Origin of the sequence: Leptotrichia massiliensis (genome assembly GCF_900104625.1) — a bacterium.
In the GTDB taxonomy this organism is placed as follows: Bacteria; Fusobacteriota; Fusobacteriia; order Fusobacteriales; family Leptotrichiaceae; genus Leptotrichia; species Leptotrichia massiliensis.
Genome location: NZ_FNVZ01000004.1, coordinates 375632 through 398382, shown reverse-complemented (window position 1 = coordinate 398382; position 22751 = coordinate 375632). Strand labels below are relative to the sequence as shown.

At 30.4% G+C, this 22751-nt stretch carries 19 protein-coding genes; 14 read left to right on the top strand and 5 right to left on the bottom strand.

Going from position 1 to position 22751, the window contains the following annotated elements; genetic code table 11:
- Positions 1 to 171 precede the first annotated feature (171 nt).
- From BQ5344_RS03190 to BQ5344_RS03180, 3 genes are all read right to left on the bottom strand, one after another.
- Positions 172 to 876, bottom strand: coding sequence for a biotin--[acetyl-CoA-carboxylase] ligase (locus BQ5344_RS03190; RefSeq protein ID WP_071124125.1), 705 nt, complete (start codon positions 874 to 876; stop codon positions 172 to 174).
- 51 nt (positions 877 to 927) lie between these two features.
- Positions 928 to 3432: a DegV family protein gene (locus BQ5344_RS03185; protein ID WP_071124124.1), complete on the bottom strand. Its 2505-nt coding sequence runs from the start codon at positions 3430 to 3432 to the stop codon at positions 928 to 930.
- A 101-nt stretch (positions 3433 to 3533) separates the two neighbouring features.
- Positions 3534 to 4028 carry a KdsC family phosphatase gene (locus BQ5344_RS03180; protein ID WP_021768246.1) on the bottom strand — a complete coding sequence of 165 codons (495 nt, stop codon included), beginning with the start codon at positions 4026 to 4028 and terminating at the stop codon, positions 3534 to 3536.
- A 250-nt stretch (positions 4029 to 4278) separates the two neighbouring features.
- Here BQ5344_RS03180 and BQ5344_RS03175 point away from each other — a divergent pair, with 250 nt between their 5' ends.
- The 8 genes from BQ5344_RS03175 to BQ5344_RS03140 all read left to right on the top strand — a co-directional run bounded on the left by BQ5344_RS03175 (position 4279) and on the right by BQ5344_RS03140 (position 15459).
- Positions 4279 to 5487 carry a S1C family serine protease gene (locus BQ5344_RS03175; RefSeq protein ID WP_071124123.1) on the top strand — a complete coding sequence of 403 codons (1209 nt, stop codon included), beginning with the start codon at positions 4279 to 4281 and terminating at the stop codon, positions 5485 to 5487.
- A gap of 210 nt (positions 5488 to 5697) precedes the next feature.
- Positions 5698 to 6429 (top strand): hypothetical protein, encoded by a 732-nt coding sequence (locus BQ5344_RS03170; RefSeq protein WP_071124122.1) that lies wholly within the window; start codon positions 5698 to 5700, stop codon positions 6427 to 6429.
- A gap of 147 nt (positions 6430 to 6576) precedes the next feature.
- Complete coding sequence (locus BQ5344_RS03165; protein ID WP_021768249.1) at positions 6577 to 7905, top strand: B12-binding domain-containing radical SAM protein; 1329 nt, start codon at positions 6577 to 6579, stop codon at positions 7903 to 7905.
- Positions 7889 to 9805, top strand: coding sequence for a GH3 auxin-responsive promoter family protein (locus BQ5344_RS03160; RefSeq protein WP_021768250.1), 1917 nt, complete (start codon positions 7889 to 7891; stop codon positions 9803 to 9805). Before BQ5344_RS03165 ends, BQ5344_RS03160 begins: the two co-directional genes overlap by 17 nt.
- Positions 9802 to 11121 (top strand): B12-binding domain-containing radical SAM protein, encoded by a 1320-nt coding sequence (locus tag BQ5344_RS03155; RefSeq protein ID WP_071124121.1) that lies wholly within the window; start codon positions 9802 to 9804, stop codon positions 11119 to 11121. Before BQ5344_RS03160 ends, BQ5344_RS03155 begins: the two co-directional genes overlap by 4 nt.
- A 354-nt stretch (positions 11122 to 11475) precedes the next feature.
- Complete coding sequence (locus BQ5344_RS03150) at positions 11476 to 12780, top strand: B12-binding domain-containing radical SAM protein (protein WP_071124120.1); 1305 nt, start codon at positions 11476 to 11478, stop codon at positions 12778 to 12780.
- Positions 12777 to 14099: a B12-binding domain-containing radical SAM protein gene (locus BQ5344_RS03145; protein WP_071124119.1), complete on the top strand. Its 1323-nt coding sequence runs from the start codon at positions 12777 to 12779 to the stop codon at positions 14097 to 14099. Before BQ5344_RS03150 ends, BQ5344_RS03145 begins: the two co-directional genes overlap by 4 nt.
- A gap of 25 nt (positions 14100 to 14124) precedes the next feature.
- Positions 14125 to 15459, top strand: coding sequence for a B12-binding domain-containing radical SAM protein (locus BQ5344_RS03140; protein WP_071124118.1), 1335 nt, complete (start codon positions 14125 to 14127; stop codon positions 15457 to 15459).
- Positions 15460 to 15631: 172 nt separating this feature from the next.
- Here the strand turns inward: BQ5344_RS03140 and BQ5344_RS03135 are convergent, their stop codons facing one another.
- Positions 15632 to 16495, bottom strand: a complete 864-nt coding sequence (locus tag BQ5344_RS03135; protein WP_021768255.1) for a lysophospholipid acyltransferase family protein — start codon at positions 16493 to 16495, stop codon at positions 15632 to 15634.
- A 409-nt stretch (positions 16496 to 16904) separates the two neighbouring features.
- Between BQ5344_RS03135 and BQ5344_RS03130 the strand changes: the two genes are divergently transcribed.
- Positions 16905 to 17645 carry an MBL fold metallo-hydrolase gene (locus BQ5344_RS03130; RefSeq protein ID WP_021768256.1) on the top strand — a complete coding sequence of 247 codons (741 nt, stop codon included), beginning with the start codon at positions 16905 to 16907 and terminating at the stop codon, positions 17643 to 17645.
- Positions 17626 to 18570 carry a GNAT family N-acetyltransferase gene (locus tag BQ5344_RS03125; RefSeq protein ID WP_021768257.1) on the top strand — a complete coding sequence of 315 codons (945 nt, stop codon included), beginning with the start codon at positions 17626 to 17628 and terminating at the stop codon, positions 18568 to 18570. Before BQ5344_RS03130 ends, BQ5344_RS03125 begins: the two co-directional genes overlap by 20 nt.
- A gap of 543 nt (positions 18571 to 19113) precedes the next feature.
- Here BQ5344_RS03125 and BQ5344_RS03120 read toward each other — a convergent pair.
- Complete coding sequence (locus tag BQ5344_RS03120) at positions 19114 to 19590, bottom strand: thioredoxin family protein (RefSeq protein ID WP_071124117.1); 477 nt, start codon at positions 19588 to 19590, stop codon at positions 19114 to 19116.
- Between the two features lie 132 nt (positions 19591 to 19722).
- Between BQ5344_RS03120 and BQ5344_RS03115 the strand changes: the two genes are divergently transcribed.
- From BQ5344_RS03115 to BQ5344_RS03100, 4 genes are all read left to right on the top strand, one after another.
- Complete coding sequence (locus tag BQ5344_RS03115; RefSeq protein ID WP_071124116.1) at positions 19723 to 20529, top strand: Cof-type HAD-IIB family hydrolase; 807 nt, start codon at positions 19723 to 19725, stop codon at positions 20527 to 20529.
- 42 nt (positions 20530 to 20571) lie between these two features.
- Positions 20572 to 20934, top strand: a complete 363-nt coding sequence (locus tag BQ5344_RS03110; protein WP_071124115.1) for a response regulator — start codon at positions 20572 to 20574, stop codon at positions 20932 to 20934.
- A 67-nt stretch (positions 20935 to 21001) separates the two neighbouring features.
- The gene (locus BQ5344_RS03105) at positions 21002 to 21814 is read left to right on the top strand and encodes an HAD family hydrolase (RefSeq protein WP_021768262.1); all 813 of its coding nucleotides are present in this window, start codon (positions 21002 to 21004) and stop codon (positions 21812 to 21814) included.
- Between the two features lie 28 nt (positions 21815 to 21842).
- Entirely contained in the window at positions 21843 to 22667 is an 825-nt protein-coding gene (locus tag BQ5344_RS03100; RefSeq protein ID WP_036069848.1) for a Cof-type HAD-IIB family hydrolase, read from the top strand.
- Positions 22668 to 22751 lie beyond the last annotated feature (84 nt).

The window sequence follows — 22751 nt, the reverse complement described above, 5'->3', positions numbered from 1 at the left end:
GAGTTTTAGGGTATAATTAAAATATATGATAAGCAAGTTGTAGAAATAAAATCGTCAAAAAATTAAAATTAAAAAATATTGTATTAATGAAATTTTATAAATTATATATAAAAATCAAATAAAAAAGACTAGGTTTATAATTTTTAACCTAGCCTTGTTTGTGATAGATGTTTATATAACTTTAAACTCTAGAGAAGTAAATTTCATTTCATCATTATCACCTTTACTAATTAATGAAATTTTACCTCTTCTATCTACACGTAAGAATCTGTATTCTTTTTCCAAAAATTTACCATTTCGTTTTATTAGTATTTTTTTATCTTTTAAGTAGCTGTTTTCATTTACAATTTGTAAAATATTTTCCCAATTTTTGTTTAAATTGTGAAATTGATTTTCAAAAGTTGATACCACTTCTTCTATAATTTGCTGGACAGGATGAATTTTTCCAGTAATTTCCACAAGAGAAATGGCTTTTTCACGAAACATTCCAAAGTCAGTATTGTTAATATTTATTCCAATTCCTATTATTATATTATTTCTTACCTTTTCACATAAAATTCCACATATTTTTTTATTTTCGTAATAAATATCGTTTGGCCATTTGAAAGTTAGTTTGTCATGGCTGTCTATATAGTTCTTTAATACATTATAGACGATATAGCCTGCAAAAATTGTTATTTTTTCATCTAGTTCGGTATTGTCTTTGACGGCAAAGGAAAACAGTGCTGCTCCTTCATTTGAAATCCATACACTATCCCTTTTACCTTTTCCATCTGTTTGTTTTTTTGCAATTATAACTTCAAATTCTTCTATTTGCAGCTGCCTTCTTAAATATGTATTTGTCGAATTTATTTCATCAAAAAATTTAAATTTCAAAGGTGTACCTCTTTCTGTTTTATTACTTTAAAATTTTAATTTATTAATACATTAACTTAATCTAGGGAATATGAAAATTCCGTAAACAGGCCCTGCATGAGCACCAATTACTGCTCCAATTTCTCTGTTTAATATTAATGAGTTTATTTTCGGATTATTTTCTACTTCTGAATGAATTCTCACTACATTTTCAAGCTCTGTCGGAGTCCCGCCCCAACCAGTCATAAGAACGATGCTCTGTTTCTTGCTTTCACGTTCAATGTATTTTTCGATGTATTTTTGTGCATTACGTTCACCTAGAACTTTTTTCTCAACTGTAACTTCTCCTTGATTTACAGTTAAAATAGGTTTCATATTTAATGCTCCTGCTATTGTTGAACTTGCTTTTCCAATTCTTCCGCCTTTTTCAAGATATTTCAAGTCTGGAATAATCATAAGAAGTTTTCCTTTTGTTCTAAAGTTGTTTACCCAGTTGATAATTTCTGTAAAGCTTTCTCCTCTTATTGATTTTCCAGCGGCTCCTAAGGCAAGGAATCCTTGCAGCAATGAAGCTCCCATACTATCAATTAATTCAATATCATTTTCTCTATTTGTCAAACTTCGTCCAACTTTTGCGGCTTGTATAGTTCCGCTCAATTTTGAAGATGGATGAATTGAAATTATCTTTTTATAGCCTTTTTCAAATAGTTTATTGTAGGCATTTAAAAAGTCTTGCGGTGATGGCTGAGATGTCTTTATTGCTGCATCATTGTCAAGCATTTCATGCCAAAATTCAGGTTTTGTAATTTCTATTCCGTCTCTATAAAGTTCTCCATTTATATCGATTTTCAAAGGTACAATTTTTATTGGAAGTCCTTCAATATCTTCGTATGTCAAATCTGATACAGAGTCTGTCAAAATAGCTATTTCAGGCATATTTGGATCTTTATTTTCAATATACAGGTAATAGTAGTAATTTTCCTGATTTCCATCAATAATTGAAGTTTTTATTCCAGATAATTTTTCTTCAATATTTTTTTGTGAATTTTCATCTTTTTCATTTCCACTTACTATAATGGCTGTTATTGTATTTTTAGTTACTAAATCAGCTAATATAGCATCCGTAATATCTTTTAACGATTTTTTTGCATATTTTATTTTTCCATTTACAAGCCCTATAAAGTCATTTTTTGCTATTGTCAGTTCGTCTACTTTTGTATCTCTTACAGCTTTTGTAATTTCGACAGAATAGTTTCTTGCAGCAGCTTCTTTTACTTCATCAATATCATTTTCTTTGTGTTTTAAGAAATAATATCCATCAAGCATTGTTTTAGTATCTAGAACCATTACTGTTTTTTGAGATTTTTCTGCAGCCATTTTAGCTGTTGTGATAACATTTTTGTTGTTTGGCAAGACATAAACATTTTCTTTTTCAGTTTTGTCAATTGCATTTAATATTTCCTGAACGCTTGGATTTTTACTTTGTCCTCCAAGAATTACAACATCTGCACCGATTTTCAAAAATTCATCTTTTAAATTTTCAGAATCAGCTAGAATTACAAATGCAGATTTTGTTTTATCAATTTTTGGATTTACAAAGATTTTAGCTTCATCCCGTTCACTGAAGATTTGCAGATTATCATGCTGCAATTTCATATTTTCTATCTTCATTTTTTCAAGAGGGCCATATTCAAGTGCTATTTCCATTGCTTTTCCAGGATGGTTTGTATGAATATGAGTCTTGAATTTTTTAGAAGTTTGTGCAAATACGGCAGAATCTCCTAGTTCAAGCACACGCTTTTTATATTCTTCTGTGTCAAAGTCTCCATTTAGAATAATGTATTCTGTACAGTATTGAAAATGTATGCTTTCAGGATCGTGATCAATATTTGCTATTGTTTTATCAAATTCATTTTCCTTTACTTGAGCCTTTTGTAATTCAACTAATAAATTTAATTCCGTTGTAACTTTATAGAATCCTTCAAAAAAGAAAAATAGCCCTTTTCCACCAGCATCAACTACTCCAGCCTCTTTTAGTTTTGGTAATAATTCAGGCGTTTCTTCCACAGCTTGTTCTCCAGCTTTAACGATTTCTCTCAAAAATTCCACTAAATCTTCAAATTTATCTGCACATTCTGTAGCTTTTTCAGAAATCTTTCTGATAACTGTCAAAATTGTTCCTTCTATCGGTTCGCTTACAGCGCTGTAAGCAGTTTCCTTGGCACTTGAGAGAGCTTCAGCAACATCTTTTGGAAGCAATTTAACTTTATCTCCAATACCTTTTAAAAACCCTGTAATTACTTGTGATAAAATTGTACCAGAATTTCCTCTAGCTCCCATTAATACAGCTTCTTCAACTACTTCTACAAGTTGTGGCATTTTTATTTTATCATCTGTTTTTTCTTCCAAATCATTTATCATTGAATTTAATGTCATAGACATATTACTTCCTGTATCTCCATCAGGTACTGGGTAAACATTTAATTCATTTAATAAGTCTTCGTGTTTTGTAACCCACTTTCCACCACCAATGAACACTAATTTTAGCCTCTTGGCGTCCAAATATTTTATTGCCATTATTTCCTCCTAAAAATAATTTTTATCTTAAAATCTGTTTTTTAACTTGTTTTCGAATACTTCTTTAAGCATTCAGATAAATCATTTTTTTAAAGTTTTTATTATTTTACATTTATTAGAAATTTTTGAAATAATTTATCTTTTTTCAAAATAGTTTCAATAAATTCCCGCACTGCTCCTTCTCCGCCATTTTTTGTTGAAACGAAGTCTGCTATTATTTTTGCTTCATTTACTCCATCTAGTGGAGTTCCAGAAAATCCTACTTTTTTCATAATTTTTATATCATTTAAATCATCACCCATATAGGCAATTTCTTCTTTTTGAAGTCCTGTGATTTGCATTATTTCATCAAGAATAAGAGTCTTTTCAGAAATTCCTTGATATAAATATTTTATGTTTAGCTCGTTTGCACGAGTTCTTACAAGCTCGGATTCCTTTCCTGTAATTATTCCAAATTCAATGCCTAGTTCTTGCGCATTTACAATGGCATAGCCATCTTTTACATTAAATTTTTTTAATTCCTCACCGTTATTCCCATGATAGATTCCACTATCGGTAAGTGTTCCGTCTACATCTAGTAAAATTAATTTAATCATTTTCTCTCCATTTTTTTATATATAGCTTGCTAATATTATACCATAATATATACTTATTGTTCAAATTTATTTTATAAGGAAATTTTGAAAAAACTTAAAAATATGATATATTTTGATAATGCTACTTAAAATAATAGTAATAAAAATAATTAATTAAATGAAATTCAAATAAAACTCATAAGGATAATAAATTTTTATTCACTAAAATAAGTACAATCAAAAAATAGATAGAAAGAATCGAGGTATAGATATGAAAAAAATAAATTTAAAAAAGGGAAACAAAAAATTTGCTTTATTTTCAATGTTATTTTTGCTTTTAAGCTGTTCAAATAAAACTGAAAATAATCCAAGCAATACCAATAATACTCCAAATGTTGAACAACAGAAAAATATTTCGCAGGAAGATTTGCAAAAATATACAAAAAATGCAGTACAAACACAGGATGCTTTTGTAAGTGTGCATAACAGTGTTAAGGATTCAATTGTAAATATCAGAACTAAAAAAACTGTTACAGTTAATACTTATAATCCACTAGAAGAAATGCTTTTTGGGCGTTCTGGAGGGCAGGAAAAACGTGAATCGGGGTCACTAGGTTCAGGATTTGTTGTTTCAAAAGACGGATATATTGTTACAAATAATCACGTTATTGATGGTGCAGATGAGATTTATGTAAAATTTTCGAATGGACGTGAATATCGTACAAAACTTGTGGGAACTTCACCTGAAGTTGACATCGCTGTATTGAAAATTGATTCAAATGGAACTTTTAAACCATTAGAATTTGCAAATTCGGATCAAGTCCAAATTGGACAGTGGTCAATCGCCTTTGGAAATCCATTAGGATTAAATGATTCAATGACAGTTGGAATTGTAAGTGCCGCAGGGCGTAGTTCGTTAGGAATCGAAGAAATAGAAAACTTTATCCAAACGGATGCCGCTATCAACCAAGGAAATAGTGGAGGTCCGTTAATTGACATAACAGGAAAAGTTATCGGAGTAAACACTGCTATTTATTCACAAAGTGGAGGAAGTGTAGGAATTGGATTTGCTATTCCAGCAAACTTGGCAATGACAGTAAAAGACTCAATTATCGCAAATGGTAAATTTGAAAAACCATACATTGGTGTCTATTTAGGAAACTTAGATTCAAACAAAGTAAAAGCTCTTAATCTAAAATCTTCAAATGGAGTATTCATAGCTGATGTTGTGCCAAATGGTCCAGCCGCTGTAGCAGGAATAACTAAAAATGATGTTATCACAGCGGTTGACGGAAAAGAAGTAAATTCTGCTGGAGCATTTGTTGGAGAAATAGCCGCTAAAAAAGTTGGACAAACTATAAAATTAACTGTATACAGAAATGGACAGGCAACAGAGGTAGCAGTAACGCTTGTAAAAACTCCTAGTGCGATTGAACAGCAGCGTGTTATACAGCAAAGACAGCAACAACTTGGAAGATAGGCTCTCATTAATTTGTTATAGATTTTGAACCTAATTAAAATAACTTAAAAAATACTCTAAACACAAAATAGGGTATTTTTTATTTTTATTTTTTTTGTAAAAAATATGAGGTATAATTTATATTATTTATGTAAAAAATTTAAAATTAGTTTTTTTGTTTGCTTTTGAAATATTTTTTATAAATTTGAAAAAAAAGGAGTTTGTGTGGTTATGGAATGCAAGGTTTTTGCTGTAAAAGATATAAGAGAGAATAGTAAAATTGTGGAAAGTATGTTTTTACTTATGAAAAAATATTATGAAAATATGAAAAAAGATAAGTTTTTGGCAGATTTATATGATAAAAATGATATTTTTTTAATATTTGAAAATGAGGAGTTAAAAGGGTTTTCTACAATAAAAAAAATGGAATTAAATATTGAAAATGGTAAAGATTTTGAGAAAAAAAGAATAGCTGGATTTTTTTCTGGGGACACTATTATTGAAAAGGGATTTTCGTGGGGAATTGAATTTCAGAAGGAATGGATAAAATACTGCCTTCTGGAAAGTGAAAAAAATATAAAAAATGGGGTGAAAACTTATTGGTTCTTGATTTCTAAAGGTATAAAGACATACATGTATCTTCCGACGTACTTTAAAAATTTTTGTCCAAAGGTGGGTTATACGGAAAGTGAGATGGAGAAAAAAATAAAAGATATTTATGCTGAAAAAATATACGGCAGCAGATACTGCAAGGAAAGCGGAATTGTAAAAAATGATGGAACAAATGACTTTTTGCGGGAAAATGTCGTTGTACTTTCGGAAAAGCAGCTGAAAAATAAAAATATACAGTTTTTTTTAGAAAAAAATCCCAACTATCAGAAAGGCGATGAGCTGGTATGCCTTGCCGAAATTTCTTTTGATAATTTAACAAATTTGGGAAAACGGGTTTTGAAGGAAATTTGATTGCTTTAACGAAATAAATACTTAATAATAAATTTTCAAAACTAAATAGTTTGATTCAAAAAGTAAAATTTGCTTTGAAAAAAAATAAAATTCAATGATTTGCGTGTTAAAATATTGTAAGCGAAATAAATAAAAAAGGTGAATTTTATGAAAATGTTGTTTATTTATCCTGGATTTGGAAAGAAAAAGGGACAGAAATATATTTTTCAGCTGAGGACGTTTGAGCCGCTTACGTTTGCTTACTTGCGGGCATTGACTCCTTATGATATTGAGTGTGAGCTGATTGATGAGAGGATTGAGGCAATTGACTATGATAATGATGCAGATGTTGTTGTGATTACTTTGGAAACTTATACGGCAAGGCATGGATATGAGATTGCTAAAAGATTTAGGGAAAAAGGAAAGAAGGTTATTGTTGGGGGGACACATGCTTCGCTTGTGCCAGATGAGGCTATGAAGCATGCAGATTCTGTAGTTACGGGATATGCTGATGATATTTGGGAGAAAATTATTGAGGATTATAGGAATGGAACGGAAAAGAAACTTTATATTGGGGGGCTTAGCAATAAATTTTTAATACCGGACAGAAGTATTTTTAAGAAAAAATATTTAATTTCAGTTGTGGAAACTGGGCGTGGGTGTCCTCATCACTGTGAATTTTGCGCAATTTCGGCAGTTAATAAGAAACGGTATGCTAAAAGACCTGTTGATAGTGTAATTGAGGAATTGAAGCATATAAAGTCAAAATATATATTTTTTGCTGATGATAACTTTGTTGCAGATCCAAAATATGCGTTGGAGCTTTGTGAGAAGATAAAGCCGTTAAAGAAAAAATGGATTTCGCAAGGGGCGATAACGATGGCAAAAAACGAGAAACTGCTTGCAGCTATGCGAGATAGCGGATGCCTTTTCATTTTAATAGGATATGAGTCAATAAATAAAGAGGCTCTTGATAATATGAAAAAGGAATGGAGCTACAAGCTGGGAGATATTGAGGAATCAACACGGATTATACATAAATACAACATTGGAATTTATGCCACATTCGTTTTTGGATTTGAGGAAAAAATTGGCACTACGTTTGAAGATACTGTAAAATTTGCACAGAAAAACCATCTGGAATTTGTCCAGTTTAACTATCTCGTACCTTTCCCAAATACCGAACTTTATTTTAAAATGGAAAAGGAAGGAAGGCTTTTGTACAAAAAGTGGTGGCTGGAGCCGCAAAAATATTCATATTTATTTTTTGAACCTTATGATATTTCTACAAATGAGTTTCGTGACAGGTGTATTGCAGTAAGATATGCATATCATTCTGTAAAAAATATTTTGGGAAGAACTTTTGATGTTTTAAAAAGGACAAAAAATATACCATTTTCCATTATGTATCTGTTTTTGAGCTTTGGGCAGAAGGCTGTTATAAAGAAATTTCAGGATTTGCCAATTGGAGATAATTTAGATGAAAAAATTCGGTAAAAAAAGTAAATTTTATGAAGTAAAAAATTTAAAATATGTGATTTTAAACAGATTATTCATATTTTTTTGTAAAAAATCCTACAAAAATTTTGTTTCCAATATAAAAAGTAAAAGTAAAATTCGGGAAACGCAAGTAAAAATACTTTTGGAAATATTGAAAACTAATAAAAATACAGAATATTTAAAAACTTTTGAAACAGGAAGCCAAATTTTAAATACAGAAAATGAAAAAGAATTAATAGAAAAGTTTCAGAATAAAATTCCGATTGTGAATTATGAGGATATTAAGGAGTTTGTGGAAAAGGAGAAAGTTGGGAAAAGTAATGTTCTTTTGAGTGATAAGATTAAGCTATTTGAACTTACGAGCGGGAGTACATCCGATGTGAAATATATCCCATACACAGAGAAATTTTTGAAAAACTATATGAATGGCGTTTTTGCATGGATTTACAATTTATATCAAAATAATAAAAGACTTTTTTTTGGAAGTTCCTACTGGTCTGTTTCACCCATTTTAAAGCGAGAAGCTGTAACTAGCGGAGGAATTCGTGTGGGAATCGAAGATGATACTTCATATTTTGATAAAGTTTCTGCATTTTTTTTAAATAAACTGTTTACAGTTCCAAAAGAAATAAAAAATATCCAGAATATGGAGGATTTTTTGCTGATTACAGCGGTGTTTCTGCTTTTGTCAGAGAATCTTGCGATGATTTCTGTCTGGAGTCCATCGTTTCTTATTATTTTGCTTGATTTTATTGAAAAAAATCATAAAGTGATTTGTCAAATTGTAAAAAGTGAGGATTTAGGTGCTGAGTTTTTTGCCGATAAAAATTTGGGAAATAAAAAGTATTTTCAGATTATCAAGAAAAAGTATAGGAAATTGTGGAAAAAAAATAGAAGTAAATTTTTGATAAATTATTTTGATGAACATGAAAAAAATATTTTGAGTAAAGATGACAAAACTCAGAATTTGGAAATTACGGAAAAAAATAACGAGAATGAAATCATGGCTGAAAATAAGAATTTGGAAACTAAATCAGGAAATAAAATTGTGGAAAACTTTGTGGATTACTCTGTGATTTGGGAAAAGCTTTCGCTTGTGAGCTGCTGGGCGGATAGTGATTCCTATAAAATTTTTATAAAATTGAAGGAAAAATTGAATCCCAATAAAAAAAACATAAATTTGAAATTTCAGGGAAAAGGGCTTATGTCAACGGAATGCATCGTAAGTTTTCCGCTGGAAAATGTGAAAAATGGGAGCGCTATTGCCTATAACTCGTTTTTTTATGAATTTATTCAGGTTTCTGAAGATAAGTTGGAAAACAGGAGTCCAAAACTTTTGGATGAATTGGAGCTGGGAGTTCGATATTGCGTTGTTGTTACGACAAATGCAGGGCTTTACAGATATAATACGAATGATATTGTGGAAGTTACAGGATTTTATCATAAAATTCCGATTGTAAAATTTGTTGGGAGAATAAACAATTTTTCTGACATTGTGGGGGAAAAATTGAAAAATTCGTTTGTGGAAAAGCAGGTTTTAACAACATTGGAAGAAAATAATATAAAGGGCGAATTTTTACTGTTTGCACCAGTAAGAAATGAAACAGGGGAAATTTTTTATACTTTATTTTTAGAAATAAAAAAAGATGGCAGAAAATTTAATTGGAAACAAATTGAAAATGAAATTAATAGCAGTTTATGCAAGGCATTTCATTATGAATATGCATATAAATTGGGGCAGTTGAGAAAAGTAAGAGTATTTTTAATAGAAAAGGATGGATTAAAGACTTATACGGCTGAAAAATCGAAAAAGCAGAAAATAGGCGATATAAAATATCGGCTGCTAGATAAAAATTTTGGCTGGGAAAATAAATTTGCAGGAGGATTTGGAGAATGAAAGTGGCATTACTGGCACCAGCAGGAGCAATGTACAGATTTAATGGAACATTTAAGAAGGCGATTCACTATGCACCGCTCACATTATCGACACTTGCGGCGTATATTCCAGAAGACATTGAAGTTGTAATTCATGATGAAACGATTGAAAAAATACCGCTTGAACTGGATGCGGATATTGTGGTTATGACTTCTATTACAGGAACATCAGAAAGAGTGTATAAATACGCAAGATACTTTAAAAGCAAAGGGAAAAAGGTTATTTTAGGTGGACCACATCCGACACTTTGCCCAGAAGAAGCGATACAGCATTGTGATTCTGTTGTAATTGGACGTTCTGAATGGCTTTTTACGGAAATAATGGAAGATGCGAGAAATAACAGTTTGAAGAAATTTTATGTCCAGAAGGAAAATAGTCTTGAAAATTTGAAATTACCAAAAAGGGAACTTCTGAAAAAGGAAAGATATGTTTCCATAAACAGCATTGAAGCTACAAAAGGCTGTTCTTTTGACTGTTCTTTCTGCGTTGGAAAGGCTTTATACCCCAAATTACTGAAAAGGCCAATTAATGAAATTATTGCAGAAATTGAAACTTTTAAGAAAAAAGAAGTTTTGTTTATAGATTTAAATTTGATTGCTGACAGAAATTATGCTAAAAAACTGTTTATTGAATTGACACCCCTCAAAAAATGGTGGTTTGGGCTGGCAACTTCCAACCTTGTTCACGATGATGAAATGATAAGGCTAATGGCAAAAAGTGGCTGTAAAGGCTTGCTTATTGGATTTGAAGCTGTCTCGAAGGAATCATTGCGGGCTATGAATAAAGGGGTAAATGTTATGGCTGATTACCATTTGCTAATGAAAAAGCTGCATCATTATGATATTGCTGTAAACGGAACTTTTACATTCGGAGCAGATGGCGATGACAAGGATATATTCAAGCGAACTGTGGAGGAAGTAATAAAAATGAAAGTTGATTTGCCAAGATACTCGATATTAACGCCATTTCCTAAAACAAAACTTTATAATGATTTGGAAAAGCAAGGCAGAATTTTTGAAAAAAACTGGACAATGTACGATGTTCAGCACGCTGTATTCCATCCAAAAAAAATGACAGCACAGGAACTTCAGGAAGGTGGAATTTACGCTTGGAGGGAAACTTATAAAGTAAGCTCGATTTTTAAAAGAATCGCAAGATTCAGCGTTATTGCACCAATTATGCTTAATACTAACTTGGGGTATAGGCATTATGCCGATAAATTGGAGGAATTTACTTTTGAAAAAATGACAGATAATTCTGATATTCCAAATATCTAGTAGTATAGTTATTTTTAAAATCTATATTAATTAGATAAGTGATTTTTGATTAAAATATTTTGATTAATAATTGTTTTTTCTTTTATATTTATGTTTTTTCTTTTTTATAAAGCAAAGGGGAACAGTCGCCATCCCCTTTGCAAACCCGGCTTGTCTAAGCATTTTTTGAAAACAAAAATTAAACTCGCTTCGCTCAGACAGTAATTTTTATTTCCAAAAAATCACGACATTTTAATTCAATATATACCAATTATGATACTAAAAAAATAGTTAAAAAACTTTATATAAATAAGATTTTAAGTTTAATTATAATGTTTAAGACAATAAATTAAATTATTGATAAGGAGAAGAAAAATGAAAATAGCTTTTTTACGTCCAAATATGGGGGGAAAACGTTCCAATGATGCGATAGAGCCACTTGCTTTTGCGGTGCTTTCAAGGCTTACGGATAAGACTAAACATGAGCTTATGCTTTTTGATGATAGGATTGAGGATATTCCGATGGATCTTGAGGTTGATTTAATTGTGATTTCTACGTTTACGATGACGGCTAGGCGGGCTTATGAACTAGCAAAAAATTATAGGGAACGTGGAGTTTATGTGATGATTGGAGGGTATCACGCCTCGCTTATGCCTGATGAAGTGCAGGAACATGCAGATACGGTTTGTGTGGGAAGTGGAGAAGTTACTTGGAATGAATTTTTGAACGATTTGGAAAACGGGGTGCCGAAAAAGAGGTATGAATGTAGAAAATTACCAGATATTAATAATGTTGTTTATGATAGGAGCATTTACAAGGGAAAAAAATATTCTTTTGTCGTGCCAGTTCAGTTTGGGCGAGGCTGTATGCATCAATGTGAATTTTGCACGATTGGGGCAGTTCATAAAGGAGATTTTCAACATAGAGATGTTGAGAATGTAATAAATGAGGTAAAGGAAATTTTTAGAACGAATAAAAGAGCGAAAATTGTTTATTTTGTGGATGATAATATTTTTGCTAATAAGAAAAAAGCTCTAAAACTGTTTGAAGAATTGAAAAAACTGAAAATAAAATGGGCTTGTCAAGGCAGCATCGATATTGCAAGAGATGAGAAATTGATAAAATTGATGTCAGAAGCGGGGTGCATTGAAATGCTTCTGGGATTTGAGAATATAAATATAAAAAATATTAAGAAAATGAAAAAGGTTGCAAATTATGAGTTTGACTATGAAAAAATTATTAATATTTATAAAAAAAACAAGATTCTTGTACACGCAAGCTATGTAATTGGGTATGATTATGATGATAAAAACTGCTTTGATGAAATTTTGGAATTTTCTAAAAAGCATAAATTTTTCCTTGCAGGCTTTAACCCAGCATTGCCGATACCAGGAACTCCTTTTTATGAAAGATTAAAAAAAGAAGGGCGATTGCTTTATGAACAATGGTGGCTGGATGAGAACTTTCGTTATGGGAAAGCGTGCTTTGAGCCATATAATATGACGATTGAGGAATTTGAGGCGGGAATTTTGAAGTGCAAGGTGGAATATAACAGACATTCGAGTATCTGGAAAAGGCTGTTTGACGGAGCTGCTAATTTTAAACATGCGCTTGTATTTCTTGCTGTAAATTATATCAATCGAAAAGAAGTTTATAACAAAAAAGGAATAAAATTATGAGAATAATGCTTGTTTTAGCAAAGGATAACATTTACAAATATAACTCGATTCACAAAAGAAAATATTATCCGCAAATTACGTTAATAACGCTGGAATCACTAATTGACAGAAAGTATAACGCTGATGTTGTTATTGTGGATGAAGGTGTGGAAAAATGGGATGCTACTTCTAAAAAATATGAAAATGAAAAATTTGACTTAATTTGTATTTCTTCGGTAATTTCAGGATCGAAAAGGGCAAAAGAGATTGCCAAGTTTTGGAAAAGTAAAGGAGCGTATACGTTAATTGGCGGGCATTATGCAACAGCTTTGAAGGAAGAGGCATTACAATATTTTGATACAGTAATTACGGGAGCTGCTGAAATTTCATTTCCGATGTTTCTTGAAGATTTTACAAATGGAACTCCAAAAAGAGAATATTTTAACCTCGTTGGAAATGATTATGAACCGAAGCCATTAAACCGAAAACTTTTGAAAAATAAAAAATATTTCAAAAATTATGGCACAATTGTCGCAAACAACGGCTGTTCCAATAAATGCTCCTACTGTTCCATCACAAAGATGTATTCTGGAAAAAACCAGATAAAAAGCATAGAGTACGTGATAAGTGAAATAAAAGCGAATAAGCCCAAAAAATGGATATTTCTTGATCCAAACTTTTTAGGCAACAGAAATTATGCCATTCAGCTAATGGAAGAATTGAAGAAATTAAAAATAAAATGGACTGCTTCTGCAACAATAAATATCGGCAATGATAAAAAAATTCTTCAGTTAATGAAAGAATCTGGCTGTATAGGCTTGGTTATTGGCTTGGAAAGTTTTGTTCAGGAAAATCTTGATGGAGTAAATAAAAAATTTAACAATGTCACAGAATACAAAAAACTCGTAAAAACGATTCAATCTTATGGAATATCAGTCCTTTCCACACTTATGATAGGAATGGAAACTGACACAGTGGAGTCAATTCGCCAAATTCCTGATATTATAGAGGAAATTGGGGTAGATGTGCCAAGATATAACATAATTACTCCGTATCCAGGAACACCTTTTTTTAATCAGTTAAAAGAAGAAGGCAGATTGCTTACAGAAGACTGGTATTACTACGACACTGAAACAGTAGTATTCAAGCCTAAAAATATGAGTTACGACACATTGCAGAAGGAATTTTATAAATTGTGGCTTGACACTTTCACTTTCAAGCGAATTATAAGAAGAGTGAAAACTTCTAGGAATAAGGGACTGAAATTCATTCTGGAAGTATTTTCAAGACAGCATGCACGGAAATTTAGGAAGTATGGGAAGATAAAATTTGATAAATAGAAGTTGAGAAAAAAGGAGGAAAATAGTGAAAATAACATTTATACTGCCTGCCATTGGAAAGAAAAAAGGGCAGAAATATATAAAAACATGGAAAAATATGGAGCCGCTTATGATTGCGGTTTTAAACTCTTTAACTCCTGGGGATGTTGAAACGAATTTTATGGATGACAGGAATGAGTTTATAAATTATGAGGAAAATACAGATCTGGTTGTGATTTCTGTGGAAACTTATACTGCCAAAAGGGCTTACGAAATAGCAAAAAAATTTCAGAAAAGAGGGATAAAAGTACTTGCAGGGGGCTATCATCCAACTGTAGAGCCTGACGAGTGTCTGGAACATTTTGATTCGATTATTTTGGGAAATGCGGAAAGTGTGTGGACAAAGATGTTGAACGATTTGAAGGAGAATAAGCTGGAAAAACGGTATTATGGGATAACTACGTCTTTTGCAATGCCTGACAGGAGTATTTACAAGGATAGGAAATATTCGCCACTTGCACTGATTGAAACAGGTCGTGGGTGCAATTTTGCGTGTGATTTCTGTGCGATTCATTCTTATTATGAGAAAAAGTATTTCAGGCGTCCTATTGAAGAAATTGTGCAGGATATAAAAAATTCTGGGAAGAAGTATGTTTTTTTTATTGATGATAATTTTGTGGCGGATCATAAGCATGCAATTGAGATTTGCAAGGCGATTGAACCATTAAATATAAAATGGGTAACGCAAGGGGCTATTACCATTGCGAAAAATGATGAACTGCTTTACTGGATGAAAAAAAGTGGATGTAAAATGATTTTGATTGGATATGAGTCAATGAATCCAAATATTTTAAAGGATATGGGGAAAGGCTGGAGAAGTGGCGTTGGGGAAATAAATGAACTGACGGAAAAAATTCATAGTTATGGAATCGGAATTTATGCTACTTTTGTATTCGGTTATGGAAATGACACGAAGGAAACTTTTGATGAAACGGTAAAATTTGCCAAAAAACATGGATTTTATTTTGCAGCATTTAACCATCTTGTACCATTCCCAAAAACAGGCGTTTATAGAAAATTAAGAGAAGAAAAACGGCTTCTTAGTGAAAAATGGTGGCTGGATGAAAATTATCCTTATGGACGGATTTCCTTTCTTCCAACTGATCAAACTCCCGATGAGCTTTCCAAAAAATGTGCCAATGCAAGAAAAAGTTTTTTTGGATGGCGTTCAATACTTAAAAGAGGATTTATGCAGTTAAAACGAAGCCATGATTTGGGAATGTTTGCAATATTTTTTGCACAAAACTTTAATTTGAAAAAAGAAGTTACGGGGAAATATGATTTACCGTATGCACAAAACTTGGATGAAGCTCCAAAATAATTTTTAATAGTTCTATTTTAAATGGTTCGACTATATTTAGAATTTGATAAAAAAAATGTTCTAAAGCAAGGGGTATTGACCCCTTGTGAAAATAAAAAAACCTTATATTATTGAACAGATTCAGTAAGTTTTTAAAAGATATATTGAAACTCAAGGACAGGAAAAATAAAAGTTAGATTCCATCCCGCCATCTGTCCTGAAACCAGAACCATTGCTCTGGCAGTTTTAAGATAATTTTTTCGTATTCAGTTAAAATAGATTTCATTATTTCGTGTCTATTTTTGTAATTTTCAGGATGGATAACTTTGTCTATAAAAATGTGGCAAATATTGTTTTCATCAACTTCATTGTGAATAATAACAATCGGAATATTCTCTTTCTTGGAAAAATAGGCAGGAAAGCCTGAATTAGTGGTAGGTAAGCCAAAAAATGTGATTTTATCCCCATCTGGTTTTCGTACGTCACTTAAAAGCACAAAAACGCCCTTTGAATTTTTATTTTTCAAAAAAGATTTGTAATTTTGTTCTGGAAAATAAGTCATGTTATTCTTAAAACGGATTTTATCCATATAAGATTCAATAAATTTGTTTGAGATAATTCTAATTGGAATAAACATTGTATCGTTTCTCGTTGGAAAAAGGCTGGCGTGAAAAAATCCAAAATGTGAAGTAACAAGAATAATCCGTTCATTTTCACTCTTTAATTTTTCCAGTAATTCAGAATTATATATTTTTGGCGAAAAATTTTCAAAATATTCATAAATCCAGAAGGGCAGTAAAAACGACTTTGCTGTATTTTTATAAGATTTTATCGCAATTTCCTTGATTTTTTTCTTTGAATAATTAAAACTATTTTGTTCATTTAAAATCAAATTTAAGTTACGATACGACAATTTTCTTCCTTTTGGAATGAGATAAAAAAGCAAAACACCAATAAATTCAGATATTTTTAGACGAATTTTGGGTGAAAGAAAATTAAAGATTTTTATAAAAATATAAAAAATTGAGAATATTATAAAATCTATGGTTGTTTTCATAAAATGCTCCTTTAAATATAATCTATTCAATAAATTATACCACAGAAAATAAAAAAAATTAATTTTTTAGTATTGAAATTTATCTTTAGAAGTGTTACAATACTTATGAATAAAAACCTAACGGTTATAATATGGCAAATTGTGAAAAAAAGTCTTGTTCATTATTGAATGGGACTTTTTTTTATGTTATAATCACTTGTCAAGGCTTCACAAACCTTGATGCCATGTTATAAAGTTAGGAGGTGGAACTGGGATTTGACTGTTTTAGCAGTTATAATCGCTGATTTTTTGTTTTTTAGTAGTCAAAAATAATTAAGTAAATTCCCATTGTTCTTCCCACCTTATGCCTGTCAGTTCTATTTACTGGACTGGCAGGTTTTTCATTAAAATATCAAGGAGCTTTCTAAAAATGATAGAAAAAATAAAAATAGGTCTAAATAATTTGTATTTATTTAAAAATAAAAATGATGAATATTTATTGCTGGATACGGGAATAAATGTGAAAAATAAAGAAATTTTGAAAAAGCTGATTCAAAAAATTGGAGATATAAAAAAGATAAAAGTGATAGTTCTAAGCCATTCCCATTCTGATCATGTGGGAAATCTGAAAATGCTCATTGATGAAATTGGAGATGTTAAAGTTATTGCACATAGAAATTCTGAAAATGTATTAGAAACAGGAAAAAGTGTTATTCCAAATGGATTTTATTGGTTTACAGAAAAAATTTCTAAAAAATTGAAAAGTAAAAAGAATTTTAGTAAAAATATTTTTTCAAAATTAGAGAAAAATGATATAGAAAAAGTTATTTTTATTGATTTTTTACAACAGGAAAAGATTTTACTTTCAGAATACGGTTTTGGAAATATGGAAATTATTGAAACAAAAGGACATTCAAATGATTCGGTTTCGGTTGCAGTTTTCGATGAAAAAAATAATGAGAAATATTTGTTTTGTGGAGATCTGGTTCAGAATTTGTGTTTTAAATTTCCGTTAATTCCCTTATTTGGGGAGAATAAGGAAGAATTGATTGAAAATTGGAAAAAGATTATTCTGAATGGTTATGATAAATTTTTTCCTGCGACTGGGAAAGAAGTTATGGCACGGGATTTAATCAGAAGATTGGGGAAAGATGAAAAAAATAGAATTTAAAATTATTCAAAATAGTGATTATAGCGATGAAATAAGAAATATTCTAGATGAAGAGGAAATGGAATCGCTTGTACAGGTAAAATATGAGAAAGTGCCGAATTTGTTTGAATCATTGCATAAGGATAGCGAAAAAACTCCGATTATCGTGGTAGGAATTGATACTGAAAATGACAATCTTGTTGGTGTTGGGGCTTGTTCTATTTTTAAAAATAATATCGGGTATTTAAATTCATTTAGAATAAAAAAAGAATATAGAAATAAAGTCAATTTTGGCAAGGCTTATGAAATGCTGATAACAGAAGCAAAAAAACTTGGGGTAAAAAACATAATTACAACTATTTTGGAAGAAAATAAAATAGCACAAAAAATTTTGACAAAAAGGCGAAAAAGTATGCCAATTTATGAATTTTATAAAAACATTGTATTTTTTAGCTTAAAAAATTTGAAAAAAGGCGATTTAATAGTGAAGTATGAAGAAATTTTGAACTATGGAAATTTTGAAATTTATCTGAAAAATAAGACAAATAAAAAATACATTGTGACAGATTACAAAAAAATTTATAAACTTTTGTATAAATTTAGAAAAGTGATAGCGTTTTTTGGATATCCAGAAATGCCTGAAATCAATAAAATTTCAAATTTTTTGTATGTGGATTTTGTTTTAAAGGATAAAAATGCAGATGAGAAAAAAAATAAAAATGAATTTATAAAAGCTGTAAAATTTATTCAAAATAAAGGCTATAATTGTGATTTTTTTATGATCGGAAGTTATGAGAACTCGTTTTTGGAAAAGAATTTAGATAAAATGAAGACTTTTAAGTATAAAAGCAAGATGTATAAAGTTTTTTATGAAGAAATTGAAAATACTGAAATAGATAATAATTTTAAAAGTGAAGATATTGAGATTTCGTTTTGGGATTTGTAGTATAGTAAAATTATTTTAAAAGCAAATTTAAAAATTGATGCTTATTCAGTTTGGCTTTGAAATAATTTGAGAGAATTTTATATATTTTTAATAATAAAGGTTATTTTATTTACAATGATTAGCTTTTGGGCATTTTATGTAAATAGAAAAAAAACAGGTAATAACATTTTTAATTTTAAATATGCTATATATTTCATTATTCCTGCCACTAAGTTCATCTGAATATCCTAGCTTGGCATTATGGTTTGATGATTTTTGCTACAACAACGATGGTTTAACATTTTTATTTTTACCATTTATATTTTTATACAATGGAAAAAAAGGGAGCGAAGTGCCTATTCACAAATGGTTTTTCTATATTTTCTACCCTTTGCAATTCTGGATTTTAAACGTTCTTACATTTTTTTTGAAAATTAAAGGTTAAAGTCAAGCTATAATGTTTCTGATGTGTTTAATTTTATCAGTTTGATTAAAAAAGGGCTGATTATAAATAAAGCAAGGAAAGAAAATGTAAATATTTTTATTCCCTGCTTTTTATTTTTTTTATAAAGAAGTCAAGTAATCAACCAGTTCTTTTTCAATTTCTGCATTAAACTTTCCAATTCTAAAATTATACTTAATGTCTTCAAAATTTTCTGGATTTTTATCCATTTCCTTTCTTACTACATCTGGAAATTCATTCCAAAAAGTATTATATTTTCCATCAACATACGAAATTAATGTAGGTATTTTTATTCTTTCATCTGTATCTGAAAAAAATTCTTTGGCAGTTTCTCTTGAACGGTAGTCAATTTTTATTTTATTGTTCAAGTCGCTGAATTTTTTTAGGAAAGGGACAGTTGCACGGCAATCTGGACAGTAAACTTGTGCTACGGCGATAATTGTAATATCCTTGTCTATACCTTTTATAGCCTTTTCAGTTTCTTCTGATAAAGAAATTTTTTCTATAATTCTTAGTTGCTTTTCATCTTCCTGAGCTTCAGTAACTTCAAATTTTAAATAATCTTCAAATGTTCCCATTATTTTCACCTCACAAATTTTATTTTCTCAAAATATTGTATCACTAATAGGCAAGTTTTGGCAAGTTTAAAAAAATTTTAATTCAAATTTTTTAGGGAATGTGTTAAAATCAATGTAGGAGGAAATTTTATTATGTATAAAGCTGTTGTAAGTGATCTGGATGGGACGCTTTTAAATGAAGAGCATAAAGTTAGTCCATTTACGAAAGAAACAATTGAATTATTACTGAAAAAAGGAATAAAATTTTATATTGCGACTGGACGGGGTTATGTTGGAGCAAAGGAAATAATGGATGAAATTGGATTGAAGATTCCTTTGATTACATCAAACGGTGCCAGAATTGTAGATGAAAATGGAGCAGAAATTTACGTCAACAATATTGAGCAGAAATATGTGGATAAAATTTTTTCAATTAATTACAAATCATTCGATAAAGGAATAATTTTAAATGGATTCTCAGGCAATCATTGGTACGTAACAGAAGATGCCAGAGATTATTTTTATATACAAAAGCCAAATAGAAAGCAATATCCAGAGCAGATTGAGTGGAAAGAGTTTAAAAAACTTGCTTTTACAAAAATATTTTTTCTAGGTGAACATGAAAAATTGCTGGAAATTGAAAAGGAAGTCAGAAAAGTTACGAATGGAGAAGTCAATATCGTATTTGTAAATGAAAAAAGTCTGGAAATTTTTTCAAAAGACTGCGATAAGGCTGTAGCTGCAGGTTTTTTACTATTAAGAGATGGACTTGCATTAAAAGATGCTGTTTCATTTGGAGATGGATTTAACGATTATGATTTAATAACTCAGACTGGACTTGGATTTGCAATGAAAAACTCAATTTACAGATTGCTTGAAAAATTAACAGATACTGAAATTATCGAAAGTAATGCTGAAGATGGAATGGCTAAAAAAGTAAGGGAATTATTTAATATTTAATAAAATTATTTAAAGAAATAAAATAGAAAGTGAAGGGAAATAATGACTAAAATTGCATTGGTTGTAGATGATACGCCATTTATTAGAGAGGATATAAGGGACATTCTAGAAGATCAAGGGTACGAAGTATACGAGGCAAATGATGGCTTGGAAGCTGTGGAAATGTATAAAAAGATAAATCCTGCAATTGTAACAATGGATATAAATATGCCAAGAATGCATGGATTAAAAGCCACACAAGTAATTACAGACTTTGACAAGGAAGCCAAAATTATGATTTGCAGTACAATGGTTATGTTTCCAAATTATATGAAAATGGGAAAAGAAGCTGGAGCAAAGGCATTCTTATCAAAACCTTTTGATGAACAGGAATTTATGAATGAATTTTCAAAATTATTTTTATAAAAAATTTTTCATCTAAAGAATATAAATAAAAAAATTATTTAACATAAAAAGAAGGAGAAAAAATAAAATGTTTAAGGCTATTGTAAGTGACTTGGATGGTACGCTTTTAAATGCAGAACACAAAGTAAGTGAATTTACTAGGGAAACAGTGAAATTGTTATTACAAAAGGGGATTAAGTTTTATATTGCAACTGGGAGGAATTATTTGGGAGCAAAAGAGGCTATGGATGAGCTTGGGGTAAAAATTCCGTTGATTACTTCACATGGCTCTGCTGCTTTTGATGAAAATGGAAATGAGATTTTTTCAAATAGGCTGAAAAGAGAATATTTGGACAAGGTTCTTAATATTGATTATAAAGCGTTTGGGAAAGATATTATTATAACTGGGTATTCTGGACCAAACTGGTTTGTTACTGAAGATTTGAGAGAATATTTTTATAATAAAAAACCGGATAGAACTAGATACCCAAAACAGATTACTCCTAGCGAATTTAAAAAACGTGATTTTGCAAAAATATTTTTTCTTGGGGAAGATCACGATGAACTTCTGGAATTAGAAAATGAGATAAAAAGAGTGGTCGGAGAGGAAAACATAAGCCTTTTATTTGCAAATGAAGGAAGTCTGGAAGTTTTTCCTGCAGATTGTAACAAAGCGAAAGCAGCAGAAGTGGTGCTGGAAAGAGATGGACTTACATTAAAAGATGCTGTTTCATTTGGGGATGGGCTGAATGACTATGACTTGATAACAGAAACAGGGCTTGGATTTGCAATGGGAAATTCGATTTATTTGTTGCTTGAAAAATTGACAGATACGGAAGTTATTGGCAGTAATGCAAATGATGGGATGGCAAAAAAAGTAAGAGAATTATTTGATTTATAAAAATAAAGTGACAAGAAAGGAAAAGTTTATGTATAAAGCAGTTATAAGTGATTTAGACGGAACTTTATTAAGTAGAGGTCATCATGTTACTAAATTTACTAAAAATGTAATAAAGGAAATAATAAAAAAAGGAGTAAATTTTTATATTGCGTCAGGAAGAAGTTATGATCAAATCGGATATGTAACTGAACAGCTTGAAGTAAAAATTCCAATTATAGCAGCAAATGGGGCAAGGATTTTTGATGAAGATGGAAATATGATTTATGAAAAGGGCTTGTCAAGCAAATCAGCAAAAGCAATATTGGGGTTGGATTACGAAAATATTGCTGAAGGTTCACATTTAAACATTTTTTCAGGGAATGACTGGATTATCACAAAGGGAACCGCTCAAAAAGTGTATGATAGGATTTCAAGAGATGTAAAAGTTGACTTTAAGGAACTTCCAAAAAATGAATTAGAAAACTTGGATATATTAAAAATATTTTATATTGGAGACCATGAGCAACTTATCAACTTGGAAAAAGCTATCTTGAAAATAACAGACGATGTAAATGTTATTTTTGTCAGTGATTATTGTATGGAAGTTATGGCAAAAGGAGCAAACAAGGGAGCTGCAGCAAAATTTCTGCTAGAAAGGGAAGGCTTGGAATTAAAGGATGCGGTAGCTTTTGGAGATGGAGAAAATGACTTTGAAATGCTTACAATGGTTGGAAAAGGTTATGCAATGGGAAATTCCATCGATAGATTAAGAAAATTATTGCCAAAAGATTTTGAATATGTTGGAGCGAATACCGAAGATGGGGAAGCTGTGAAATTGCAAGAGTTATTTTTGGAAAGAGTAAAGAATATTTAGTGTAAAATAATAAAATCCCTTTAAATATTAGATTATAAAATGTATGAAAAATAGTTTAATTTTAAAGGTTTTTTATTCTGTTTT

What these genes read in the sequence shown, in the direction of transcription:
- BQ5344_RS03155 (WP_071124121.1), top strand. Translation starts at nt 9,802, where the DNA reads ATGAAAGTGGCATTACTGGCACCAGCAGGAGCAATGTACAGATTTAAT.
- BQ5344_RS03145 (WP_071124119.1), top strand. Translation starts at nt 12,777, where the DNA reads ATGAGAATAATGCTTGTTTTAGCAAAGGATAACATTTACAAATATAAC.
- BQ5344_RS03175 (WP_071124123.1), top strand. Translation starts at nt 4,279, where the DNA reads ATGAAAAAAATAAATTTAAAAAAGGGAAACAAAAAATTTGCTTTATTT.
- BQ5344_RS03160 (WP_021768250.1), top strand. Translation starts at nt 7,889, where the DNA reads ATGAAAAAATTCGGTAAAAAAAGTAAATTTTATGAAGTAAAAAATTTA.
- BQ5344_RS03100 (WP_036069848.1), top strand. Translation starts at nt 21,843, where the DNA reads ATGTATAAAGCAGTTATAAGTGATTTAGACGGAACTTTATTAAGTAGA.
- BQ5344_RS03185 (WP_071124124.1), bottom strand. Translation starts at nt 3,432, where the DNA reads ATGGCAATAAAATATTTGGACGCCAAGAGGCTAAAATTAGTGTTCATT.
- BQ5344_RS03110 (WP_071124115.1), top strand. Translation starts at nt 20,572, where the DNA reads ATGACTAAAATTGCATTGGTTGTAGATGATACGCCATTTATTAGAGAG.
- BQ5344_RS03130 (WP_021768256.1), top strand. Translation starts at nt 16,905, where the DNA reads ATGATAGAAAAAATAAAAATAGGTCTAAATAATTTGTATTTATTTAAA.
- BQ5344_RS03135 (WP_021768255.1), bottom strand. Translation starts at nt 16,495, where the DNA reads ATGAAAACAACCATAGATTTTATAATATTCTCAATTTTTTATATTTTT.
- BQ5344_RS03115 (WP_071124116.1), top strand. Translation starts at nt 19,723, where the DNA reads ATGTATAAAGCTGTTGTAAGTGATCTGGATGGGACGCTTTTAAATGAA.
- BQ5344_RS03120 (WP_071124117.1), bottom strand. Translation starts at nt 19,590, where the DNA reads ATGGGAACATTTGAAGATTATTTAAAATTTGAAGTTACTGAAGCTCAG.
- BQ5344_RS03165 (WP_021768249.1), top strand. Translation starts at nt 6,577, where the DNA reads ATGAAAATGTTGTTTATTTATCCTGGATTTGGAAAGAAAAAGGGACAG.
- BQ5344_RS03150 (WP_071124120.1), top strand. Translation starts at nt 11,476, where the DNA reads ATGAAAATAGCTTTTTTACGTCCAAATATGGGGGGAAAACGTTCCAAT.
- BQ5344_RS03125 (WP_021768257.1), top strand. Translation starts at nt 17,626, where the DNA reads ATGAAAAAAATAGAATTTAAAATTATTCAAAATAGTGATTATAGCGAT.
- BQ5344_RS03170 (WP_071124122.1), top strand. Translation starts at nt 5,698, where the DNA reads ATGGAATGCAAGGTTTTTGCTGTAAAAGATATAAGAGAGAATAGTAAA.
- BQ5344_RS03180 (WP_021768246.1), bottom strand. Translation starts at nt 4,028, where the DNA reads ATGATTAAATTAATTTTACTAGATGTAGACGGAACACTTACCGATAGT.
- BQ5344_RS03105 (WP_021768262.1), top strand. Translation starts at nt 21,002, where the DNA reads ATGTTTAAGGCTATTGTAAGTGACTTGGATGGTACGCTTTTAAATGCA.